Source organism: Caballeronia sp. LZ024, from assembly GCF_031451455.1.
Taxonomy (GTDB): Bacteria; Pseudomonadota; Gammaproteobacteria; order Burkholderiales; family Burkholderiaceae; genus Caballeronia; species Caballeronia telluris.
This window is the reverse complement of record NZ_JARUXL010000001.1, coordinates 1,160,530-1,181,718: the sequence shown is the minus strand read 5'-3', so window position 1 is coordinate 1,181,718 and position 21,189 is coordinate 1,160,530. Positions and strand designations below refer to the sequence as shown.

The 21,189-nt window shown below is 60.7% G+C and carries 15 protein-coding genes and 1 pseudogene; 9 read left to right on the top strand and 7 right to left on the bottom strand.

Annotated features, from left to right (window positions below; translation table 11 throughout):
• Nucleotides 1-19 precede the first annotated feature (19 nt).
• Together QCE48_RS05275 and QCE48_RS05270 are read right to left on the bottom strand one after the other, a co-directional pair.
• Nucleotides 20-6,625, bottom strand: coding sequence for a DUF3320 domain-containing protein (locus QCE48_RS05275; protein ID WP_309785766.1), 6,606 nt, complete (start codon nucleotides 6,623-6,625; stop codon nucleotides 20-22).
• Between the two features lie 480 nt (nucleotides 6,626-7,105).
• Nucleotides 7,106-7,690: pseudogene (locus tag QCE48_RS05270) on the bottom strand (DDE-type integrase/transposase/recombinase); the annotation flags it as partial.
• Between the two features lie 31 nt (nucleotides 7,691-7,721).
• Between QCE48_RS05270 and QCE48_RS05265 the strand changes: the two are divergent.
• The 5 genes from QCE48_RS05265 (at nucleotide 7,722) to QCE48_RS05245 (ending at nucleotide 10,706) form a co-directional block, all read left to right on the top strand.
• Complete coding sequence (locus QCE48_RS05265; RefSeq protein ID WP_309785768.1) at nucleotides 7,722-8,042, top strand: hypothetical protein; 321 nt, start codon at nucleotides 7,722-7,724, stop codon at nucleotides 8,040-8,042.
• 18 nt (nucleotides 8,043-8,060) lie between these two features.
• Nucleotides 8,061-8,501 carry a lysozyme gene (locus tag QCE48_RS05260; protein ID WP_309785769.1) on the top strand — a complete coding sequence of 147 codons (441 nt, stop codon included), beginning with the start codon at nucleotides 8,061-8,063 and terminating at the stop codon, nucleotides 8,499-8,501.
• Nucleotides 8,502-8,923: 422 nt separating this feature from the next.
• Nucleotides 8,924-9,184 carry a hypothetical protein gene (locus tag QCE48_RS05255; RefSeq protein WP_309785770.1) on the top strand — a complete coding sequence of 87 codons (261 nt, stop codon included), beginning with the start codon at nucleotides 8,924-8,926 and terminating at the stop codon, nucleotides 9,182-9,184.
• Nucleotides 9,185-9,225: 41 nt separating this feature from the next.
• The gene (locus tag QCE48_RS05250) at nucleotides 9,226-9,354 is read left to right on the top strand and encodes a hypothetical protein (RefSeq protein WP_309785771.1); all 129 of its coding nucleotides are present in this window, start codon (nucleotides 9,226-9,228) and stop codon (nucleotides 9,352-9,354) included.
• 1,028 nt (nucleotides 9,355-10,382) lie between these two features.
• On the top strand, nucleotides 10,383-10,706 hold the full coding sequence (locus QCE48_RS05245) for a hypothetical protein (protein ID WP_309785772.1): 324 nt from the start codon (nucleotides 10,383-10,385) through the stop codon (nucleotides 10,704-10,706).
• A 270-nt stretch (nucleotides 10,707-10,976) separates the two neighbouring features.
• Here the strand turns inward: QCE48_RS05245 and QCE48_RS31825 are convergent, their stop codons facing one another.
• Both QCE48_RS31825 and QCE48_RS05240 read right to left on the bottom strand, forming a co-directional pair.
• Nucleotides 10,977-11,177, bottom strand: a complete 201-nt coding sequence (locus tag QCE48_RS31825; RefSeq protein ID WP_409014686.1) for a helix-turn-helix domain-containing protein — start codon at nucleotides 11,175-11,177, stop codon at nucleotides 10,977-10,979.
• 35 nt (nucleotides 11,178-11,212) lie between these two features.
• Entirely contained in the window at nucleotides 11,213-12,679 is a 1,467-nt protein-coding gene (locus QCE48_RS05240) for a tyrosine-type recombinase/integrase (RefSeq protein WP_309785773.1), read from the bottom strand.
• Nucleotides 12,680-12,768: 89 nt separating this feature from the next.
• Here QCE48_RS05240 and mutS point away from each other — a divergent pair, with 89 nt between their 5' ends.
• Nucleotides 12,769-15,435 (top strand): DNA mismatch repair protein MutS, encoded by a 2,667-nt coding sequence (mutS, locus tag QCE48_RS05235; RefSeq protein ID WP_309785774.1) that lies wholly within the window; start codon nucleotides 12,769-12,771, stop codon nucleotides 15,433-15,435.
• Between the two features lies 1 nt (nucleotide 15,436).
• Nucleotides 15,437-16,708 (top strand): hypothetical protein, encoded by a 1,272-nt coding sequence (locus QCE48_RS05230; RefSeq protein WP_404982732.1) that lies wholly within the window; start codon nucleotides 15,437-15,439, stop codon nucleotides 16,706-16,708.
• Nucleotides 16,709-16,767: 59 nt separating this feature from the next.
• Here the strand turns inward: QCE48_RS05230 and QCE48_RS05225 are convergent, their stop codons facing one another.
• Nucleotides 16,768-17,319 carry a peptidylprolyl isomerase gene (locus QCE48_RS05225; RefSeq protein WP_116561799.1) on the bottom strand — a complete coding sequence of 184 codons (552 nt, stop codon included), beginning with the start codon at nucleotides 17,317-17,319 and terminating at the stop codon, nucleotides 16,768-16,770.
• Between the two features lie 33 nt (nucleotides 17,320-17,352).
• Between QCE48_RS05225 and QCE48_RS05220 the strand changes: the two genes are divergently transcribed.
• Nucleotides 17,353-18,561, top strand: coding sequence for a JmjC domain-containing protein (locus QCE48_RS05220; RefSeq protein ID WP_404982735.1), 1,209 nt, complete (start codon nucleotides 17,353-17,355; stop codon nucleotides 18,559-18,561).
• Nucleotides 18,562-18,794: 233 nt separating this feature from the next.
• Complete coding sequence (locus QCE48_RS05215; RefSeq protein ID WP_165829915.1) at nucleotides 18,795-19,049, top strand: hypothetical protein; 255 nt, start codon at nucleotides 18,795-18,797, stop codon at nucleotides 19,047-19,049.
• A 110-nt stretch (nucleotides 19,050-19,159) separates the two neighbouring features.
• Here QCE48_RS05215 and QCE48_RS05210 read toward each other — a convergent pair whose 3' ends face one another.
• Both QCE48_RS05210 and bamC read right to left on the bottom strand, forming a co-directional pair.
• Nucleotides 19,160-19,933: an MBL fold metallo-hydrolase gene (locus QCE48_RS05210; RefSeq protein ID WP_309785776.1), complete on the bottom strand. Its 774-nt coding sequence runs from the start codon at nucleotides 19,931-19,933 to the stop codon at nucleotides 19,160-19,162.
• 10 nt (nucleotides 19,934-19,943) lie between these two features.
• Nucleotides 19,944-21,086, bottom strand: a complete 1,143-nt coding sequence (gene bamC / locus QCE48_RS05205; protein ID WP_309785777.1) for an outer membrane protein assembly factor BamC — start codon at nucleotides 21,084-21,086, stop codon at nucleotides 19,944-19,946.
• Nucleotides 21,087-21,189: the final 103 nt, after the last annotated feature.

Sequence of the window (21,189 nt, the reverse complement as noted above, 5' to 3'; positions counted from 1 at the left end):
AAAGCGGTAGATTAAAAGGTCACTCCGGCGTGTTGCGCCACACACGTTCCAGTCGCTCGCGATTCGCAGCGCGCAACTTCGACAAGCCAAGCGTCTTTATCATCGACGTCACTCCGGTCTCGCGATTTGAAACATGAGGCTTGATTTCCCTAGCGAGAGCGCTGAGCTCCAAGCTCGAAATTTCATCGAGCGCTCGAACAATCCCTTCGACTGGCCGACGGAAAGACCATTCTTTCCCGGCGCTGCCCTTCTCGCGGAAGAAAAGACCAACGTCCTCCTGGTCGCAATCGAAATGTTTTTTCGCCAGTTCGACGACTCGGTCCAGAATTCGAGCACCTGTCCGAGACCAACCGTGGGCGCGAGCGATTCGGCGTGCAAGGACTTCATCACGAATCGGCGCTTCAATCGTCACCACATGGGCAAGCATTGACACCAACTGCGCGTTGTAGTCATTGTCGAAAAACCGTTCGGGTTCGGCGACATGCTCTGTCAGGCTGAAATCGGCCTCAATGAAAATTGCCGTCGAAGGTTGCGATTCCATGGGCGCGACTGCCCGAGCATATCGAGCGGGCGCGGAGACCCGAATCGCGACAGAGGACTCGTCGACATTCCCGCTATCAGATTCCTCGCCTTCGGTGGAACCGGCTTGCACTCTTTCGTCTGGGCCGAAGACCTTCGCCGCCGCGATTACCTCGTCGGCCATGCCCGCGGCGCCGGTCTCATCAATGGCCCGTTGCTCGCGTCGAACGGCCAAGAGCAACGCAAGCTGCGCATCGACCTTCTCAAGGGTGCCAGGCATATCAATCCACCAGTCGGTCGACCAGATGCGTACGATTTCCCAGCCAAGACCGCGAAGAACCTGCTCCCGCAGCTTGTCGCGGTCGCGCGCCGTCGCGGAACGGTGGTAAGTTGCACCGTCGCACTCGACGCCGGCGAGATAGCGGCCAGGTGCCTCCGGGTCAACGACGCCCAAATCGATGCGGAACGCAGAAACGCCAACTTGCGGATGGACTGTCCAACCTCGCTCGGCAAGCGCGACGCAGACAGCTTTCTCGAACGGGCTATCAAAGTCACCGATGCTGCCGGCGACTGCTTCACCGAGCGCTCTTGCGCCGCGTTCTGCGAACTCGAGGAAGTGCTTGAGGTCTCGGACCCCCAGCGCCTGAGTTCGAGACAAGTCCATCTTCTCGGGCCTGAAGCTTCCGAAGACGCGCAACTCCTCACGAGCACGCGTGATTGCCACGTTGAGGCGACGCTCACCACCCTGCTGGTTCATCGGCCCGAAGTTCATGGGCATCGTGCCGTCTAAGCCGGGGCCGTATGTGATGGAGAAGTACATGACGTCGCGCTCGTCACCCTGCACGCTCTCGAGATTTTTGACAAATACAGGCTCGAGGGCCGTGTCCGCAAAGTGCTGCTCGATGGACGGGTCCTTGCGACGCTCGGCGTCCAGCAGGTCTTCAATCAGTCGCTGCTGTTCGGCATTGAAGGTCACGACGCCAATAGTTTGACCGCTTTCTGCGAACCCTGGTGACTTCAGGCGACTGACGAGGTCCGCAACGAGCGCCTTCGCCTCAGGCTTGTTCGTACGCGACGCTCCGCGCTCATACTGGCCACCCGATGCCAAGTGGAAGCTCACGGCTCGGTCATCAGTCACCGGGCTCGGGAATGTCACGAGGTCGCCGCCATAGTAACGATAGTTCGAGAAAGCAATGAGGCTTTCATGACGGCTGCGGTAATGCCACGACAACTTCATCGTCGGCAGGTTCGCACCAATACACTCTTCCAGGATGCTTTCGAGCTCGGTTTCGACGTCCGTGTCGTCAACATCCGATTCCGCGCGGTCGAAGAAGCTTGTCGGCGGAAGCTGCTTCGGGTCGCCGACCATGATGACTTGGCGGCCGCGCGCCATGGCGCCAATCGCGTCCCATACGGGAATTTGAGATGCTTCGTCGAAGACGACCACGTCAAAGTCGGACGTTTCTGCGGGCAGATACTGTGCAATCGACAACGGGCTCATCAGCAAGCAAGGCGTCAGGCGCAAAATGGCGGTCGAAGCCTTCGTCATCAACTCCCGCAGGGGCAGGTGACGCGTCTTCTTCTGCATTTCATAGCGCAGAAGCCCCCACTCGGAGCCATGCGAAACCTTGGCCGGCGAGGGCAGTCCTGCCGACAACTGTGCCCTGACCCAAGCCTGCGTTAGCGCGATGAACTGCTCGTCGAGCTCGCGGAAGTCCTGAATGCGCTTCTCGTGCTCCGCGGAGACGAAGGTGCGTAGCACTTCGTCCCCATCGACGACTGCGTTCAGCCACCAACGGCAATAGTCAGTCTCGAATACTTCCCTGACGCGACCGCGCGCGACGATGCCCTGCTCCACGCCTGCAACCAGCGGAGCCAACCCGAGCGAAAGCGCGTGCTGACGTACCTTGCGCCAGGCACACCACGCGTTTAAGCGGTTCGCATGCTTAGATACGTTTCGGGCACGCTCAGTAATTTCTGCTGGCAGCAGGGCCGCGAAGCTCGTATGCTCGGGAAGAGCAACAGCACTTGCCGACGCGAACTTCGTGACTGCTTCGTCGAAAGCCTTGAGCGCCTCGGCATAGATTCGGCCTGTGCCAGCAACAATGCCTGATGGCTCGAGCAACACATTGCTGTCGCCAAGCAACAGAGCAACCGGCGCTTTGACGGCTGCGAGGAGCTCGGGCGTCCCTGCAAGATTCGCGAGAGCCGCAGCCAGCGATTCGAAGAAATTCAGCGCTGGTTCGACGCCTTCGGTTTTTGTCTTAAGGCCGCTCCAGATACCTGAGGTTTTCGCCGACAGGTCGGAATACTCTTGGAGGCGCGTATTAAGCGTCACCAACTCGCGCATCTTCTTGAGGTCAGCGGCAGCGATTGCTCCGGCACGTCCCGATTCCATTTCCGAGAATCCGTCGTCGAGCCAGTGGCTCTCGGCCCGTGCAGCCGCCAGTGCACCTTGAAAGGTCACATAAGCCTTTGCTACGCCGACGTCGGTTTGGAAAGCGCCCCAAATTCCATCCGTGTCTGCCTGAAGCGGCGCAAGGCGCCTGACGACCTGCTCAATCTGACGCAATTCACGCATGCGCTGAAGGTCGTCACGAGCCGCGTCACCGCACTGGCCTCGACTGACCGGGTCGAGACCGACATCTTCCCAATCTTTGCGGGCGTGAACCTGAACCAATGCGGTCTGGAACGCAAGAAGTGCACGAACGACATCGAGTACCGTCTTCAATCCGGCCCAAGCGTTGGACGTCGGCAACGACAGGTCATCGAGCGCCTTGATTTGCTCGTTAAGCGTGTCGATTTTGGACAAGCGCTCGATGTCGCCATCGATATCGGGTTCGCTGCCGCCTGCGGCAAGTTCCTTGAGCTTCTTGGTGAGCGAGCGCTTACGCATCATGCTTATCGGCCAACTCGAATCCTTCAGCTCGCGAAGGTCCGACTGCAACTCAGCGACCGTTTTCGTCGGAATGCTTTCGTTGTAAGGCAGAGAGAGTTGACCCACGGTGTCGAGACGACTGCGCAGCAGCTCGATACCGTTAGCCAAACGGTTTCTCAGCGTCTCATTCCACGGCTGGGACAACGCAGCCCGAAGTTCCGCGTCGCGCTTTACCTGAGTGATGCCAAGTCGCAGGTCTTCGAGCGTCTGGTTGCTTTTCGGCGTCGACAGACCTGCGAGCAATTCGCGATACCGCTCAAGCATCGGTACTGCTTGCCGGAGCGCGTCAGCGATGGTCTTTGCGTCTGGGCGCAGGGCGAAACGCCAGTCGTAACCCGACGCTAACGGGAGCGTCGCCGCGAGCATGCGAAGACCCCCGCGGACTCGAGCGTCAAGCGGGAGGGATGGCAGCCCGATGGCCGCACGCAAGTCATCTGCGGCTTTTTCGAACCGCGAAACGACGTCTGGAACGGCTTCGGCCACGTCGAGAAATGCGGATTGCCACAGCGGCGACCATTCGGTTTGCGCGACGTGAGCAAGAGGCGTCGCATTGAGCTGACCCTCTCCAAATGCCTTCGAATTGACGTCGAGCAGTTCCGCGGTCTCACGAAGCGCGCGCATGCCGTCTAGGTTATGTGCCTTCGAAGAAGGCCACGACAGGCGCAGCGCCGGCAAGTCGTGTCCGCCGACCACTCGGCCGATGGCCTCATAGACGCTCAGTCCGTTTTCATGACGGTTGTGGAGACGCTCGACATAGCCGTTCAGTTGCGAACGAATTGCTTCCAGTCGCTCGGCCTCCGCATGCCACTGTTCGGGGGCGAGCACGGACGTTGCGTCCCAGGACACACGGAGTTGCTCGAGCACCTCCGTCTTACGAGCCTTGCTCGAATGAAGTTCGAGACAGAAATTTCCAAGACCGACATCAGCGAGACGCCGATAGACGACATCGAGCGCAGCCATTTTCTCGGAGACGAACAACACCCGCTTCTTCTCGGCGAGGAACTGGGCGATGAGGTTGGAGATTGTCTGGCTCTTGCCGGTCCCGGGAGGCCCAATGAGGACGAAGTCCTTGCCCTTGCTGCCGGCAACCACCGCGGACAACTGGGACGAATCAGCAGGAAGCGGACAGAAGGTTTCCTTGACCGGAAGCTCTCGGTCCAACCGCCGCACGTCCGGAAATTCGACACTCGTCTGATACGAATCCCGCGGAGTGTCGATGAGATGACGAACGACCGCATTGTGTTTGAGTTGCTCGGTTCGCTCGGTAAGGTCCCGCCACATCAGGTATTTCGCAAAAGAGAACGACGCGAGAACAACGTCCTCCACGACCTCCCATCCCTTGATGTCCTTGATTGCGTTCGAGACAGTCTTCCAAATGCCGGCGACGTCGAGGCCAGAATCATCTTTCGGCAACTCAGTGTCACGGATGCCGAGCTCCAACTCAAAATCTTGGCGCAGCATCTGGATGAGCGTCGGATTGAACCGAGCCTCGTCGTCGTGCAGCTTGAGACTAAAGCCGGAACGGGCGCTACGTCGCTCGAGAGTGACAGGGACCAAGATGAGAGGCGCGCGATATTTCTTGTCGTCTTTGTCGTCCCGAGTCCATGAGAGAAAACCCAAGGCGAGATAGAGCGTGTTCGAGCCGCCTTCCTGTAACGTTGAACGCGAACTGCGAAAGAGCTCGAGCAGGCGGTCGTCCATCTCTTCCTGCGAAAGACCGATGAAGACTTCCTTTCGCTTGAGCGCATCTAGCGCATGCCGACGACGAATGTGCTCGCGCTCGCGGGCTTCATGAATTGCTTGGCTTCGGGGGTCGGCACCGTCCATCAAGTCGGGGCGAGTCAGAAGCTTGAGCGCTTGCCCCTCCGCGAGAATGTCTTCCAAGATGCCCGGTTCCGGAGCATCGAGTTTCACCGATTTTTTGCCCGCCTTGAAACTGAGCAAATTGTTCCGCAGCGAGAGGTCGAGAAGCTTGCGCTGCCAGCGGGTCAGCCGGTCTTCTGGCCGCTCGAGGTCGCGGTCGATATCGGCGCCGTCAAAACTCGTAGGGAGTTCAGGAGCGTCCTCCCAGGTGGGGCGGCGATTGTCGCTGGAATCTTCCTCCGAGCTGCCACGCACGACTGCCTGCTCGCTCGCCAGCGGCTTGATGCGCTGAAGACGCGCGCGGTGAATATCCACGGCGAGTTGGAACTTGCCTTCAGATTCTTCCGAAATGTGTTCCCCACCCTTCTCCGCGGCGAAACTGAATTTCGGGAGGGGCCGATTCGTCAACATCGTTGACTCGAACAGGACCATCTCCTTCAGCTTCACGCGCTTTCTGAGCGCGGTGATGTCGTCGACGACTGTCGTGGAAAATTCCTCCGGTTTCAGCCAGACGCCAGGGAATGCGTGCCCCTCCTGGAAGATGACCAGCGGATTGAGGCCGGCTTGCTCAAGCGCAGCACAAGCGAAAAGCGCCAAGTCGAGACAGGTGCCGAGCTTTGATTCTGCAATATGACCAGGCGCCCGGACCTTCTGACCGTTGTACTCAAAGCTCGCAGGCGGGACCGCGTAGTCGATGCCCATAGCACCGATGGCGTTCCAAATGGCCGACGCCAATTCCCATGCGCGCTTTGGTCCGCCCTGATAGCCATCGATAGCGCCGGGCTTCCCTGCACTCCGCAGGACTTCCGCCGCTTGCTTGAGGACTCGCTCGATGGCTGGCTCGTTCGGTTGAACGAAAGCGGCCACCATATCGGGAAGCGATGACAGACCGCTCCATTGATTTCGAGGGAGCAGGTCAACAACAGCTTCAGCCGAAGCCAAATCCCCTAAGTCCCCGTTGCCGTGAACGAGGCGGAACGTGACCATAGCCTTCTCGGACTCTGTTAGTCGCCCAAGTAGCGGCCCGTCGAGACCAAGGTCGATGTCAGAGAGCCGAACCGTCTGCCCCGACGCTAGTTGGTCGATATGCCACGTCTTCGGCTTCAAAAACGGAGGCTCAGAGCCGACCGTCAGTCGCAACGACTTGTAGTCGCTCCTCGTGTCGTTGACAAGCGACAGCTCACGAATCACCGGAACAGCGTTCTGGAAGTCGGCCAAGTTTACTTTGGTTGCAAGCGTCGTCTTGATTTCGACGCACGGCGGCTGCTCCGACTGGACAACCGGTTCGACTGCTTCAGTATCCATCTGGCCCCGAATCCTTCATTCTTTGATTACTACCGCTGACACCCCGGAATATTAGCCAAATAACAGGCGCTAACTGTGGCTTTTCGCTCAATCAACGGTAGATTAGGACGCGACAGCGTTCTTTCGGGGTCTACATGCTCATCCGTTGTGATAACGGCGCCTATCCGCGAAGCTTTAGAGCGGAACCGTCACTCTTGGACCGCGAGCGCCGTACCGTTCAGGAGAAATAGCCGCGACGGCTCAAAACATCCTGATTCGCAGCCGAAGCCGAATTGCTCTGGCGACGGCAAAGGGTGTCCAACACGGCAGTGGCCACTCGACGCTCGCCGGGCAAGTCGTCGCCGTCTTTCCGGCGGGCAGCCCCTCCTTTTGTGCGGACATCGTTCTCAACGCCAAAATCGACTGGTTTGAGGCTCTTTCGCCCGGGATGGGCAAGCTGACACTGGACTTGCCCCTGCATGACCGGACAAGCAGTCACGCTTAGATTGGTGAATTTGCTCGTTGGCGAAACTCGCGTGGTGAGCAGTATTTCAGGGCGCTGTGTGGATGAGACTCGTTGTAGTGGTCAAATGCGATGGCCAGGTTCTGCAACGCCGTTCTCGCGTCCGGCGTGGGCATCCACGAGACGTAGTCTCTCTTCATCGTTTTGACGAAGCTCTCGGCCATCCCGTTGCTCTGCGGATTTCTGACCGGCGTCGTGATGGGTTTCAGGCCCACTTTTTCCGACAACGTCAGCGTCTCCACGGCAATGTAGCAGGAACCGTTGTCACTGAGCCATTCGATTTCGTTGTCGGCCTTCAGCGCACCATCGAAACGGTTTTCCACGGCCTGAAGCATGACATCACGCACCATGTCACCGGTATAGCCTCCAGTGCTCGCAGCCCAGCTCATCGCCTCCCGGTCGCAGCAGTCCAGTGCAAAGATGACACGCAACGGCGAGCCGTCATCACAACGGAATTCGAAGCCGTCCGAGCACCAACGCGCATTGCTCCGGTCCACCGCGACCTTGCCGTCGTGCCGGCGCGTTGACTGGGCATGGCGAGGCCGGTGTTCGAGCAGCAGACCGTCCCTCACAAAGTTCGTCGTCCAGGAGCTGATGTTCGGCGAAACCACGGACTCCATGGAGGACCTCTTTCCGGTTCTTGCGGCAATTCTCGAGCAGACGCCGAAGCGCGGCAAGAAGCAACCTCCGGTGAGCGCAGACGAAATTCGCTCGGTCGACATGAAGCGCCTTCTGATGCGGCCCGCGGTGCGCAATGCCCTTTTCGACATCACGGCACGTGCCGGTGGCACGACCCCCGACGTCATCCGAGGCCTCGACCTGCCTTCTGCAATTGCAGTAACTGTCGCGACCATCAACGCAAACATGGCTTTTTTTCTCCACTTTGCCCAGCTTGCTGGGGCTCGGCAAAGCTAAGGTCGACCCGCCACCGCGATGTCCTCCGCCGGCATCGACATGCTGGTTTCGTGGGAACGCTTTGTCCCTACCCCATACAAGGACGCCGTCGGAATCTGGACGATTGGCGTAGGCCACGCGATGCCCAACGGAATCACGATTCACGGTGTGACGCTCGACCGGGGCAAAGCGCTGCTCGAAGACCTCGCGCCGTGCAATCGCGCGGTGTTTTCAGCCGTGCCTGACGGGCTATCGCAGACCGAATTCGATGCCCTCGTGCACTTCACCTTCAACGTCGGCGTGAGCGCGTTTCTTGGCTCTACGCTCCTTCGAAAGCTGAAGGGCGGTGACCGCGCAGGCGCTGCTGCGGAGTTCGCGCGCTGGAAGAAAGCCGGCGGCCCGGTCGTGGCAGGCCTCGTGAGACGCCGTGCTGCCGAATCTGCGCTCTTTCAATGCGGGACATACTTGCACAACGGCTAGCCGTGTATTTCGCCCGGGGCGGACATTTGACCCGGCAATTTTCGACCCATTGTCCAGAGAACTCGTTTTTCACGCCCCCTGTTAAGAGCCCTGTTTATCGGGCATCTAACAGGGGGTTATCACAGCCTCGCTTGCTCACTCAGCCATGCTCCGTAAGGCGTTCAACGAGATTTGCCGTGCTTCGCGCTCCGCCCGCTTCACCGGGGAGCCACTTCTCTGGAACCGACCCAGAAAGCTTCGGGGCTGGACGCCCCTCCGCGCTTCCATTTAGACCCCTCGCAAGCCATGTATTTTGCCAGGAAGCCAATTGACGACAGGGCTTAAAACGCCTCGCGGGCGACTTAAAACCGGTCGCTATATGTCGTATGCGGAACCGAACCCGCACTACCCTTTGATATCAATCCGCATAACGAGCGTCCACCATGTCCGCTGCCGCTATCACCGAACTTGCCAAACATCTGCCCGTCGTTTTGCGCGACGGTACGCGCACCTCTATCAGCATCCCGGCGGTGGTTTATCACGCCTTTCTCACACGCCTCGGTGGTGACCGTGCGACCTTCAACGCGCGCCTTCGTGAAGCTGCGATGACGGCTCAGCCACGTCCAGGTGTTTCGCGTTCACTCGCGGTTCGCTTCGCGCTTGAGGCCTCGCTCGGGGAAGTGACCGCACCGACGCAGTCCTGAGCCCGAACGACTAATTACAACAATAACGAACTCTCTCTCATATGAAAAAATCCTACATCGATGTACTCACCGTCAAGGCCGGCCGCACCTCAGGGGTGTATCTTCAAGGCGAAGTAAAAGGCGAAATCGTGTACATGCCGCTCACTCCAGAGGGTGCACGCAGACTCTAGGATGACCTTGCGAAGGCGGCACAAGCCTTCGAGGCTACGACTCAAGTTACCCACTGACGCGCTTACGCGCTGAGAACAAGGCCCGCTCTTCGAGCGGGTTTTTGTTTGCAGCGAGCGGGGCTCGCTGTGGTATTGCGGCGTGGCAGTATGCGCAGGCGGAGTGCGCGGCAGCGCCGCAAAACCGTCGCTCGCCTTCGCGATATTCGCGAGTCCCCGGGAAACCCGTTTTCCGTACCCCGTGAAACGGTATCCCGCCGGGGTCCAGGCACAAGGCAAGAGTCTTTGACGCGCAGGCTTCCGTTCAACGGCAACCCCCACCCCGTGCAAATGCCTGTGACGCGCCGGCTTTCGTTGAGCACCCCCGCTTGAGCCCTGAGCCCACTCACGGTGTTCGCCGTTCTTGCAATCAAAATGGGTTGCAGAACTCTTGCCCGCGCACGACGGAGTTACTTCCTTTGCCCACAATCATCTTGATATCAAGGCCGTTGACGGAGCCTTGCCTGCGCACGAGGGACTCTGCTGCTTCGCGCCTGATGCGCTTCGCTGTGAACAGATGCGGCGCACGGCTAGTGCGCGGTCAGGAGTTTGGCGAGTGCGTGGAGACGCAGGCGGGGTGGCTGCCAATTGCATGCAAGGGGTGACTTGATACGCGCTGGCATGTCTCGGTCAAAAGTGGCCAGATGAGCGGCCCGATGGGCCGCACTTGATTGCGGATGGAAACCCGGCACTCCCGCGCTAGCCGCGCGCTCGCGCTCACGGGCTGCTTGAGCAGCTCGCACGTGCCCAGGCAGATGGGATGCAGTGGGTGTGGGAGCGCGGTGTACGGCTGGTGCATGGGACGCGTACTGCCCCTGTGCAGTGAATGCCCGAAATATCATTTAGAGCGTTCACTCTAAAGAGCACAAAAAAGGCCGAAAATCGAGCGAAACGTGGGGGGCCATTTTTTTCAGGTTCGCTATAGGTTGTACATCCGAAGCGAGCAGCACATGAGCTGAGGGTGAAAACAAAGACACTCTCACGGAGGCTCAATGCCCGCTCTCAAAAAATTCACCGTCATCGACCCCACTGACCGCCTGAACGTCAGCCTCAAACTCTCAACACGCACATCGATTGAGCAATACCGCGTGTTTTATCAGCAATCGTACGAGACGCCGGTGGAACGCGGCGAACTCATCGAGGAAGTACTGCGCTCCTTCTTCGAAGCAGATGGCGATTTCCTTAAATTCCTGAAGCGTATGACGGCGGCGGACAAGGCCGCGGTCGACAAAGCACTCGGAATCGACGGCGGCACGTACACTCCGCGTCGTATGAACGGGGGCATCAGCGACACACTCATTGAAGAGCACGTGTAACTCTTCTGTCGCCGCTCGATACACAGCCCCGCCCCCGGCGGGGCTTATGTTTTTGCGGCCGCGAGAACGTTACCCGTATCTTCGCTGTCGCAGAGCAGATTTCACGACAGCGCCAATACTCCGATTGCTCATGCGCAATATTACGGCGACCGCGCTGCGACTATCAGTGCCGATTACACGCACAAGTTTTTCGACAGACTCCGCAGCTACGCTCGAAAGGAAACGCCGTTTGAAGCGATGTAAGTGTCGTACTTTCATGCTTTCTCCGTTTTAGTCTTCTTCCGTCTGTCCTGCTAGCCAAGCTTTTGCGTCCGCGAGCTGCCGCTCCTCGTACCTCAAAACGTCGGCTTTACGAACGCGTAGCTCTCCGTCTACGCACTGGACTGCGAGCAAGGAACCTCTTGCAATCAGCTCTCGCACGTGAGGCCGCGACACAAAAAGCAGTTCTGCTGCCTCCGCAACCGAGAGCATGTCGTCAGCTCGATTCCTCGCCATCCCACACTCCCTTAAGTTACTTCGCCCGCAACCTTTGCCTCGCGGATTTTGAGCAGTTCCGTGTTGCGGGCAACGCGCTGCTTGCGATACGCCACTGCGTCTGCCTTGCGCTTTTCTTTTTCCCGTTCGTGACGCGAAAGTAGACGGTCGGCCGACGGTCTTTGCACAAGCTGCGTAGCATGCTTAATAATGACAGCAGCGGTCCGATTCATGTCGTCGCGGAGTTGCTCGTCGGTCGTGCTGATGTAACCCGAGGTTACTGCGAAATCTTCGACAGATGCAGCAGTGTTATGTGCGAGAAGTCGCGCAACACGCAAAACGCTGCCGCACGCCGCTTCAGCGGCCGTACCGAACGTTCGCCGATAATCGTGCGGCGAAGTCTGAATGCCTGTGTGCGCAGCCATTGTCAATAGACTCCCCTTGACGCTGCGAAGCGGCTCGCCTTCGCGCTTCATACTCGGGATGACCCACGGCGAGTCATCAACACGTGCGGTCCAACGGGGGCGGAAAACGTGTTCCATTAGGTAGTCCGGAATCGGCACAACCAAATCTGTTTTAGCTTTGTTTCCCGGTTCGTCGTCCGGGAGAAACAAAGTTGCATGCACAAGGTCGACGTTGTCCCAGCGCAGGCGCTGCACCACGCTATCGCGCAGGCCCATAAACAACTCGACCAGCATGAAGTCGCGTACCGCCGTGTGCGCACGGGTGTGCATCCATTGCCAAACCTCCGGGAGGTCGCTCGGCAGAATAGCGGTCATTTTTGGTTTCGGACGCTTTGAGATTCCGAGTTTGTTCAGCGCAATGACCGGGTTACGTGTCAGTACACCGTTGTCGACAAGGCGAGCATAAACAAATTTAATGATGACGCAGACCCGATTGGCCATCACCGGGCCGTAGCCTTCTCGAATGCGGATGTGCACCTGCTCCCAAAACTCAGAGTCGAGTTCATCTACGCGCAGGTCAGCGACTGAAATGTCTTTCGGGCCGTGTGTCAAAGACGCCAGCCGTTTCATTTTATTTTTGTAATCAAGCTTCGTCATCGGCGAGTGCCTGGTCGCTCGCGCCTTCATATAGTCGTCGAAAGCTTCCTGAACAGTCGGCTTGCGTTTTGTACCCGGTCCATCGCGCTTCGCTTCTGCACGCTTTTCGCGTACTTGGTCCCACGCTTCGTCGAATGCCAGTTCGCCGACGAGCCCCAAATTGTCCTTGTCTTTCTCAGAACCCTCGGGATGTCTGACGATGTACGTTCGCTTCACTGCGCCCGTGCGAAAATGCGCCTTTGCGACGCGGACTCCGAACCCCTTCTGTGTTTCGTGCCAATACTCGACGGTCGGCTTCTCAGTGGGTACGGGCAATCGAGCGATATCGGACTCAGTCCGAAACGTGGGTTTAACTGTCTTTGACATTCGCAGACCTTTGCCGGAAAATTTCCAGAGATTTTCCAGCCATGATACTGGAAACTGGAAATTTTCCAGCAAATTTGCCAGATAAACTCACTCCCTAACGCAGCGCTAAATCAAGGGAACACGGTGCAAGTAATTGATTTAAAAAGACAATGAGCCTGAACATGGACGTTACAGAGGAGTTGTCGAAGCACACGCCGATGATGCAGCAGTATCTGCGCATCAAGGCGGAGCATCCCGGCACGCTCGTTTTCTACCGGATGGGCGACTTCTACGAGCTCTTCTTCGACGACGCCGAAAAGGCCGCGCGTCTGCTCGATCTCACGCTCACGCAGCGCGGCGCCTCCGGCGGCAATCCGATCAAAATGGCGGGCGTCCCGCACCACGCGTGCGAGCAATATCTCGCGAAGCTCGTGAAGCTCGGCGAATCGGTCGCGATCTGCGAACAGATCGGCGATCCGGCCACGTCCAAAGGTCCGGTCGAGCGCAAGGTCGTGCGGGTCGTCACGCCCGGCACGCTCACCGATGCCGCGCTCCTCTCCGATAAAAGCGACGTCTATCTGCTCGCGCTCTGCCCGTCGCACAACCGGCGCGGCGTGGTCACGAGCGTCGGGCTGGCGTGGCTCAATCTCGCGAGCGGCGCGCTGCGGCTCGCCGAAGTCGCGCCCGAGGAAGTCGGCGCGGCGCTGGAACGCATCCGCCCGGCCGAAACGCTGATCGCCGATTCGATCGCCGATTCGATCTCGAACGTCAGCGCGTCGTTCAGCGTGCCGAATATCGGCGCGACGACGCGCGTGCCCGCGTGGCATTTCGACGTCGCCTCGGGCGGTCAGCGCCTGTGCGAGCAACTCGACGTCGCGAGCCTCGACGGCTTCGGCGCGCACTCGCTCACCTGCGCGTGCGGCGCGGCGGGCGCGCTGCTGCTCTATGCGGCCGCGACGCAGGGCCAGCAGTTGCGTCATGTGCGCAGTCTCAAGGTCGAATACGAATCGGAATACATCGGCCTCGATCCGGCGACGCGGCGCAACCTCGAACTCACCGAAACGCTGCGCGGCACCGAATCGCCGACGCTCTGCTCGCTTCTCGACACCTGCTGCACGACGATGGGCAGCCGCCTCTTGCGTCACTGGCTGCATCATCCGCCACGCGACGCGTCGGTCGCGCGCGGCCGTCAGCAGGCGATCGGCGCGCTGCTCGACGCACCGTCGGGCGCGAGCCTCGACACCTTGCGCGCGGCGTTGCGGCACATCTCGGACATCGAACGCATCACCGGACGCCTCGCGCTTTTATCGGCAAGGCCGCGCGACCTGTCGAGCCTGCGCGATACCTTCGCCGCCCTGCCCAAGTTGCGCGAGTTGGTGGGCGCGGTGTGCATGAACGCCGTCGCGCTCGAACGCATCGATGCCGCGCTCGAACCGCCGCGCGCCTGTTTCGATCTGCTCGCGGCAGCCATCGCGCCCGAACCGGCGGCGCTGATCCGCGACGGCGGCGTGATCGCGCGCGGTTACGACCCCGCTCTCGACGAACTGCGCGACATTTCGGAGAACTGCGACCAGTTCCTGATCGATCTGGAGGCGCGCGAACGCACGCGCACCGGCATCGGCAATCTGCGCGTCGAGTACAACAAGGTGCACGGCTTCTATATCGAAGTGACGCGCGGCCAGACCGACAAGGTCCCCGACGACTACCGCCGTCGACAGACGCTCAAGAATGCCGAGCGCTACATCACGCCGGAACTGAAGGCGTTCGAGGACAAGGCGCTTTCGGCGCAGGAGCGCGCGCTGGCCCGCGAACGCGCGCTCTACGATGCGCTTCTGCAGAACCTGTTGCCGTTCATCGCGGACTGCCAGCGCGTCGCGCAGGCGCTCGCGGAACTCGACCTGCTCGGCGCGTTCGCGGAACGCGCGCGCGCGCTCGATTGGGTCGCGCCCGAGTTCGCCGCCGACGCGGGCATCGATATCGAACATGGAAGGCATCCCGTCGTCGAAGCGCAGGTCGAGCAGTTCATCGCCAACGACTGCTCTCTTTCCACCGATCGCAAACTGTTGCTCATCACCGGCCCGAACATGGGCGGCAAGTCGACGTTCATGCGTCAGACCGCGCTGATCGCGCTGATGGCGTATGTCGGCAGTTACGTGCCGGCGAAGCGCGCGCGATTCGGCGCGCTCGATCGCATCTTCACGCGCATTGGCGCCGCGGACGATCTCGCCGGCGGCCGCTCGACGTTCATGGTGGAGATGACCGAAGCCGCCGCGATCCTGAACGACGCGAGCGCGTCGAGCCTCGTGCTGATGGACGAAATCGGCCGCGGCACGTCGACCTTCGACGGCCTCGCGCTCGCCTGGGCGATCGCGCGGCACCTGCTCACGCATAACCACTGCTACACGCTCTTCGCGACGCATTACTTCGAACTCACGCAATTGCCCAACGAGTTCACGCAGGCGGCGAACGTGCATCTCTCGGCGGTCGAGCACGATCACGGCATCGTGTTTTTGCACGCGGTCAACGAAGGTCCCGCGAACCAGAGCTATGGCCTGCAGGTCGCGCAACTCGCGGGCGTGCCCTCGGCCGTGATCCGCGCGGCGAGGAAGCACCTCGTGCATCTCGAACAGCAATCGATCGGACAGCCCTCACCGCAATTCGATCTGTTCGCGGCAGCGCCTTATGCCGAAGACGCATCCGATGCGAAAGACGCCGCGCTGGGTATGGAGCACCCGGTGCTCGAAAAGCTGCGCGCGCTCGACCCGAATGACCTGCGTCCGCGTGACGCGCTCGATCTGCTCTACGAACTGCATGAGCTGGCGACGCCCGCGCCGGATGCATCGCGTTGACGTGACCCGTCCCGCGCGCCTGGCGGCGCGGGCGCTGGCTACCGCGTTGTTGTGCGGCGCGTTCATGCAGCAGCCTGTATCGGCACAGGACGGGCCGCTCAAATTCGCCGTCATCGGCAATGCGCTGACGAAGCCCGCGGACGCAGCCCCCGTGCGTCAGTTGCTCGACGCGATTGCACGCGAGCGCGACATGGCGTTCATCGTCTACGACGGCAATATCAAGGGCCCTCTCGAACCCTGCCGCGACAGGATCTACGACGCGCGTCACGATCTGCTCGACGCATCGCGCACGCCGCTCGTCTTGATCCCGGGACAGCACGACTGGGCCGACTGCGGACAGGCGCAGGCAGGCGGCTACGATCCCGTCGAGCGACTCGACTTCGTGCGCCAGCTTTTCTTCGGCGATTCGAATTCCCTTGGCTCCGCACCGTTCGCGCTCGCGCGGGAAAGCGAAGTCGCGCGCTTCAGGCCGTTTCGCGAGAACGTGCGCTGGCGGGCGCAGGGCGTCGCGTTCGTCGGGCTGAACGCGCCCGGTCCTAACAATCACTATCTGACAGCGGGCGGCCGCAACGGCGAATTCGAGGACCGGACCGTCGCGAACGGATTCTGGCTCGAACACGCGGCGGAGTCGGCACGACGCTCGGGCGAGCGTGCGCTCGTCATCTTCCTCGAAGGCGATCCCGACTTCGCGCGCTACGAGCGACGCGACCGCTTCGCGTGGTTGCGCTTCACACGCGCCAATCAGCCACGCGACGGTTTCGTCGAATTCAAGCGCAGTCTCGTCAAGGTGGCCGAACTGTTTCGCGGTCCCGTGATCGTGATTCACGGCGCCGAGACGCCGGTTGCGGGCGGCTTTCTCATCGACCAGCCGCTGCACGATGAAAAGGGATCGCTCGTCGTCAATCTGACGCGCATTGCCGTCGCGCTGAAAAAACCGCAGGTGCAATGGCTAGAAGTGCAGACGGACGCAGACTGGCGGCCGCCATTCAGGGTGCGCGTGAGAGATGTCGTAAGTCACAGCGCGGCGACGCCCGAACGACCGGGCAAGCCGCATGAGACCCACGAGCCGCCGCAGGACGATGCGACCGCGTCACAGCCTCGCGACGACCTTCCGGCATCGCTACCGCCACCGGCCTTGCCGCCCGCGGCGCCTGGCGCGCTGCCGCCAATCCTTACCCCGCCCCAAGGCATGCCGCCGATCCTGCCGACGCCTGCGTCGGGCGTGCAGAACGGCACGTACAAAGCCAGTCCGGCGAGCGGCACGGGAGAATGAAAAAGGGCGCAGCGATCGTCGCTGCGCCCTTTTCTCATGCGCCTGAACCGTCGTGACGCTCAATGCAGCGTCGGGCCCGACTCCTTGCCGGGTTCGTCGTCGGCGTCGTCTTCGTCCTCGTCGAGAATCTCGAGGCCGTCGGCGCCATGTGCGTGCTGATGTTCGATTTCATCGTCGGTTGCGGTGCGCACTTCCTGCACCGACAACGCAAAGCGCAGCGCCATGCCCGCGAGCGGATGATTGCCGTCGAGCACGACTTTGTCTTCCGCGACGTCCGTGACCGTGTAGATCAGCGAGTCGACGTCTTCTTCGCCGTCTTCCGGCGTGCCTTCGAACTGCATGCCGACTTCGAGCGGCTCCGGAAAGCGGCTGCGCGCTTCCACTTTCACGAGTTCGGGATCGTATTCGCCGAACGCGTCCACGGGCTCGAGCTGGATCTGCGTCTGATAACCGGCTTCCTGCCCGTCCAGCGCTTCCTCGATCTTGGGGAACGTGCCATCATAGCCGCCGTGCAGATAGACCATCGGCTCGTCGCTTTCCTCGATCAGATTGCCCTGCGCATCCGATAGCTTGTAGGCGACCGATACGACGGTGTCTTTTGCGATTTTCATTGGATTCTCCAAGATACAAGCCTCAATTATACGATGCCAACGCGGCCCCTTGATGCAACCGACGGACGGCCGAACGCGCCGCTCCCGGACGAAATGACGCCCCTTTTGGGCAACCGGACGCCCGCGCAATTCATGCGCCGGTACTGGCAGAAAAAGCCGCTCTTGATTCGCCAGGCGATTCCCGATATTCAGGCACCGCTTTCGCGTGACGAGCTGTTCGAACTCGCCGATCTCGACGACGTCGAGTCGCGCCTCATCACGCATTTTCGCAAGACCTGGGCACTGGAACACGGACCGTTCGCTCCCGACGAATTGCCTTCGGTGAAAAAGCGCGAATGGACGTTGCTCGTGCAAGGCGCGAACCTGCATCACGATCGCGCGCATGAACTGATGAACCGCTTTCGGTTCATCCCGGATGCGCGCCTCGACGATCTGATGATCTCCTATGCGACCGACGGCGGCGGCGTCGGCGCACACTTCGACTCCTATGACGTGTTCCTGCTGCAGGTCCACGGCAAGCGGCGCTGGAGAATCGGCGCACAACGCGACCTCTCGCTAAAACCGGGACTTCCGTTGAAAGTTTTACAGCATTTCGAGCCCGAGGAGGAATGGGTGCTGGAGCCGGGGGACATGCTTTATCTGCCGCCGCATATCGCCCACGACGGCATCGCCGAAGGCGAATGCATGACGTGTTCGATAGGCTTTCGCGCGCCGTCCAAGCAAGAACTCACCGGGCAGTTTCTCTACCACCTGGCCGAGCGCTCGGGCGATTCGGACGTCCCGGCCGCGCACTACCGCGATCCGAAGCAGCAGGCGGTGAGCTGTCCGGCAGAGTTGCCGCAGCTTCTGCTCGAACGGGTTGGCGCGATCCTTGCGAACGTCTCATGGCACGAAAAGGACGTCGCGTCATTCCTCGGGTCTTATTTAAGCGAGCCGAAAGCGAACGTGGTCTTCGACCCGCCTGCTCGACCGCTCACCGAGCAGAAGTTCATTGAACGAGCGAAGAAGTCCGGTTTGAGGCTCGACCGAAAGACGATGTTGCTTTACGACAAGCGCTCGTATTTTCTCAATGGCGAACCCGAATTACTTAAGGCAAACCTAAGAAAATGGCTCCCCGAATTGGCTAATTACCGGCATTTGGAAGCGAAACGCTTTGTAACACTTGCAGACGATTCGACAATGACATCCCTCCTGCACGAGTGGTATCGTGCGGGCTGGATTCAGGTCGACGCCTACGCCTGACGTAAAGCGCATCCTGCTGTTCCATAGCGTGAAATTTTGTATGAGAAAGACAACGTATTGGCCCTGCATTTATCGACGGTCGATACAAAAGTGCATATAATTTCCGCCCAAGCCGCGGGAAGTCTCACACTCAAATATAATGTGGGTCTCCGCGAGCGGCCCTGGTCGGTGTCTCAAGCACATTACCGGTACTTTGCGCTGTTGCTTACCTTTAACCATAAAAGGACGTGATCATGAAGAAATCTCTCCTCGTAGCATCCCTGTTGGCTGCTGTTGCTCTGGCTGCATGCAACAAGTCTAGCGATACGGCTGCTCCGGGCGCTGCAAGCGATACGTCGGCTGCTTCGGCACCGGCTGCTGCTGCATCGGACGCAAACGCTGCAGCATCGAGCGCATCGGCTGCTGCGAGCGACGCTTCGTCGGCTGCTGCTGCTGCTTCGGACACGGCTGCTTCGGCTGCTGCTCCGGCATCGGGCGCAAGCCAGTAAGGCTTGCATGCGGGTCCCTGCGTGGGACTTGCATAAAAAAACCGGCTCTCGAGCCGGTTTTTTTACGCCTGCGGTTTGATCCCGCGGTTGTTCAGTTCATGCACGACGGCTCATATCGCGAGCCAGTCGAAACCTTCTGCCTGCGTCGCGACCATCACGTTGACCGCCGACGCCCCCAGCACCGCCGCCAGCGCTGTCTGCGCGAGGTGCGGCAGATTGTTCTGCTGACTCAAATGCGCGGCCACCAGATGCCGCAGCTTCGAACGATCTAGCGAGGCGAGAATCGCCGCCGCCGCGTCGTTGTTCAGATGCCCATGCGTGCCGCCGATACGCGCCTTCAACGATGCCGGATAGCGGCTCGTCGCGAGCATCTGCAGGTCGTGATTGGATTCGAGCACGAGCGCGTCGCAGCCAGACAGGACGCTCGTGATATGCGGCGTCGACACGCCGACATCGGTCAGGACACCGAGGCGGCTCGCGCCGTCGGAAAAGACGTATTGCAGCGGCTCGCGCGCGTCGTGCGGCACGGTATACGGCAGCACCGACAGATCGCCGATGGCGACGCTCTCGTCGCCCCACAGCACGTGCAGATCGACCGGGGCTTCGTCGGCGCCGATCGCGCGCGCCGTGCCCCAGCTCATATGGAGCGGAATGGACCATTTGCGGCCGAGCGTCAGCGCGCTGCCGATATGATCCGTGTGCTCATGGGTGATGACGATGGCGTCGAGATCCTCGACGCTCAAGCCCAGCCGGCCGAGCCGGCGGCCCACTTCCTTCGCCGAAAAACCGCAGTCGAGCAGCACGCGCGTGGTCGTCGTGCCGCACTGCGCCTCGACGAGCAACGCATTGCCTTCACTACCGCTGCCGAGACTCGCGAATCGCACGGCCCTTCGCTCAGTTCAACTGGGCGTGCAGCAGCGAGACGATCCGCTGCGCATCCGACGAACCATCGAGTTGTCCGTTCGAATCGACGACCGCGACTTGCGTCATCGAATCCGCCTTCGGGCGCACGTTGACGAGGAACTGACGCGTGGGCGTCGGCGTGTTGCTCGAGAAGAACTTGCCGAAGAGGCCGTCCTTCTTCAGTTCCTGCATGGAATCCGAGTAATGCACGTAATACAGGCCCTTCTCGCGGTCGCGGTTGTCGACCGTGAAGTTCGTGCGGTCGAGCGCCAGTCCGACGCGCAGCCACGCACGATCGAACGGCTCGGCGATGTCGAGCGTCGACGCGTTGCCCGCCGTCTCCACCGCCACCTTCGCGCCGGCCGGCCGCGCATCGGTGATCAGCTGCTTCGCCTGCGCGTCGGTCAGGCCGAACTTCTCCATGATCTTCGCAAGGAACGCGGCTTCGAGCGCCGGATTGCGCGGGCGCGCTTCCCAGCGCGAGGACGTCTTGTCCTGTCCCGTCAGCACTTCTTCCATCGCGCTGTGCGTGACGGAGATGTCGGTGGAACCGTTCGCCGCGCGATCCACCTGCGTGCGGAACATGTCCCGCGTACCCGACGAATACGCAAAGTCGACCAGCTTGCCGATGCTCTTTCTGAACCAGTCGTCCGGAATGTTCGCGCGGTTCTCGGCCCAGTCGGTCGTCATGATGCCGGTCTGCGGCGCATCGGTCTTGATCGTGAAGCCGCTCTCCTGCCAGAACTCCTGCAACTGCGGCCAGACCTGGTCGGGCGTGCGGCCGTCGACGACGAGCCAGCGACGGTCGCCGTCGCGCTCGACGTGCATTCCGTAGGGATCCTGCGCGGTCGGCACGCCGAGCGTGGCGTTGCCGGCGGGCGTGAGCGCGCGCTCGGTGCCGCCGCCAAGCGCATTCACTTTCGGCGGCGCCGCGTAGCGCTGGCTGATGTTGGCGGTCGAGAGATCGGACGGCACGTTAAGCGACGGCGCGGTTTCAGCGGCCTTGTAGTTGACGCGATCGGGTGCGAGCCAGTCGTTGAGCGTATCGCAACCGGAAAGCGCGACGACCGTGGCGAGGCCAAGCGACAGCGCGCTCAGGCGCGCGGCGTGAGTGGAGAGTGCGGATCGTTTCATGAGGTCCTTCGTGATGCTGAAAGCGCGTTGCCTCGTGCGGATGCCGGGGAACGGAGTCGATGACGAATTCGATGAAAGAAGACGGCTAGCGACGGTTGTGGAC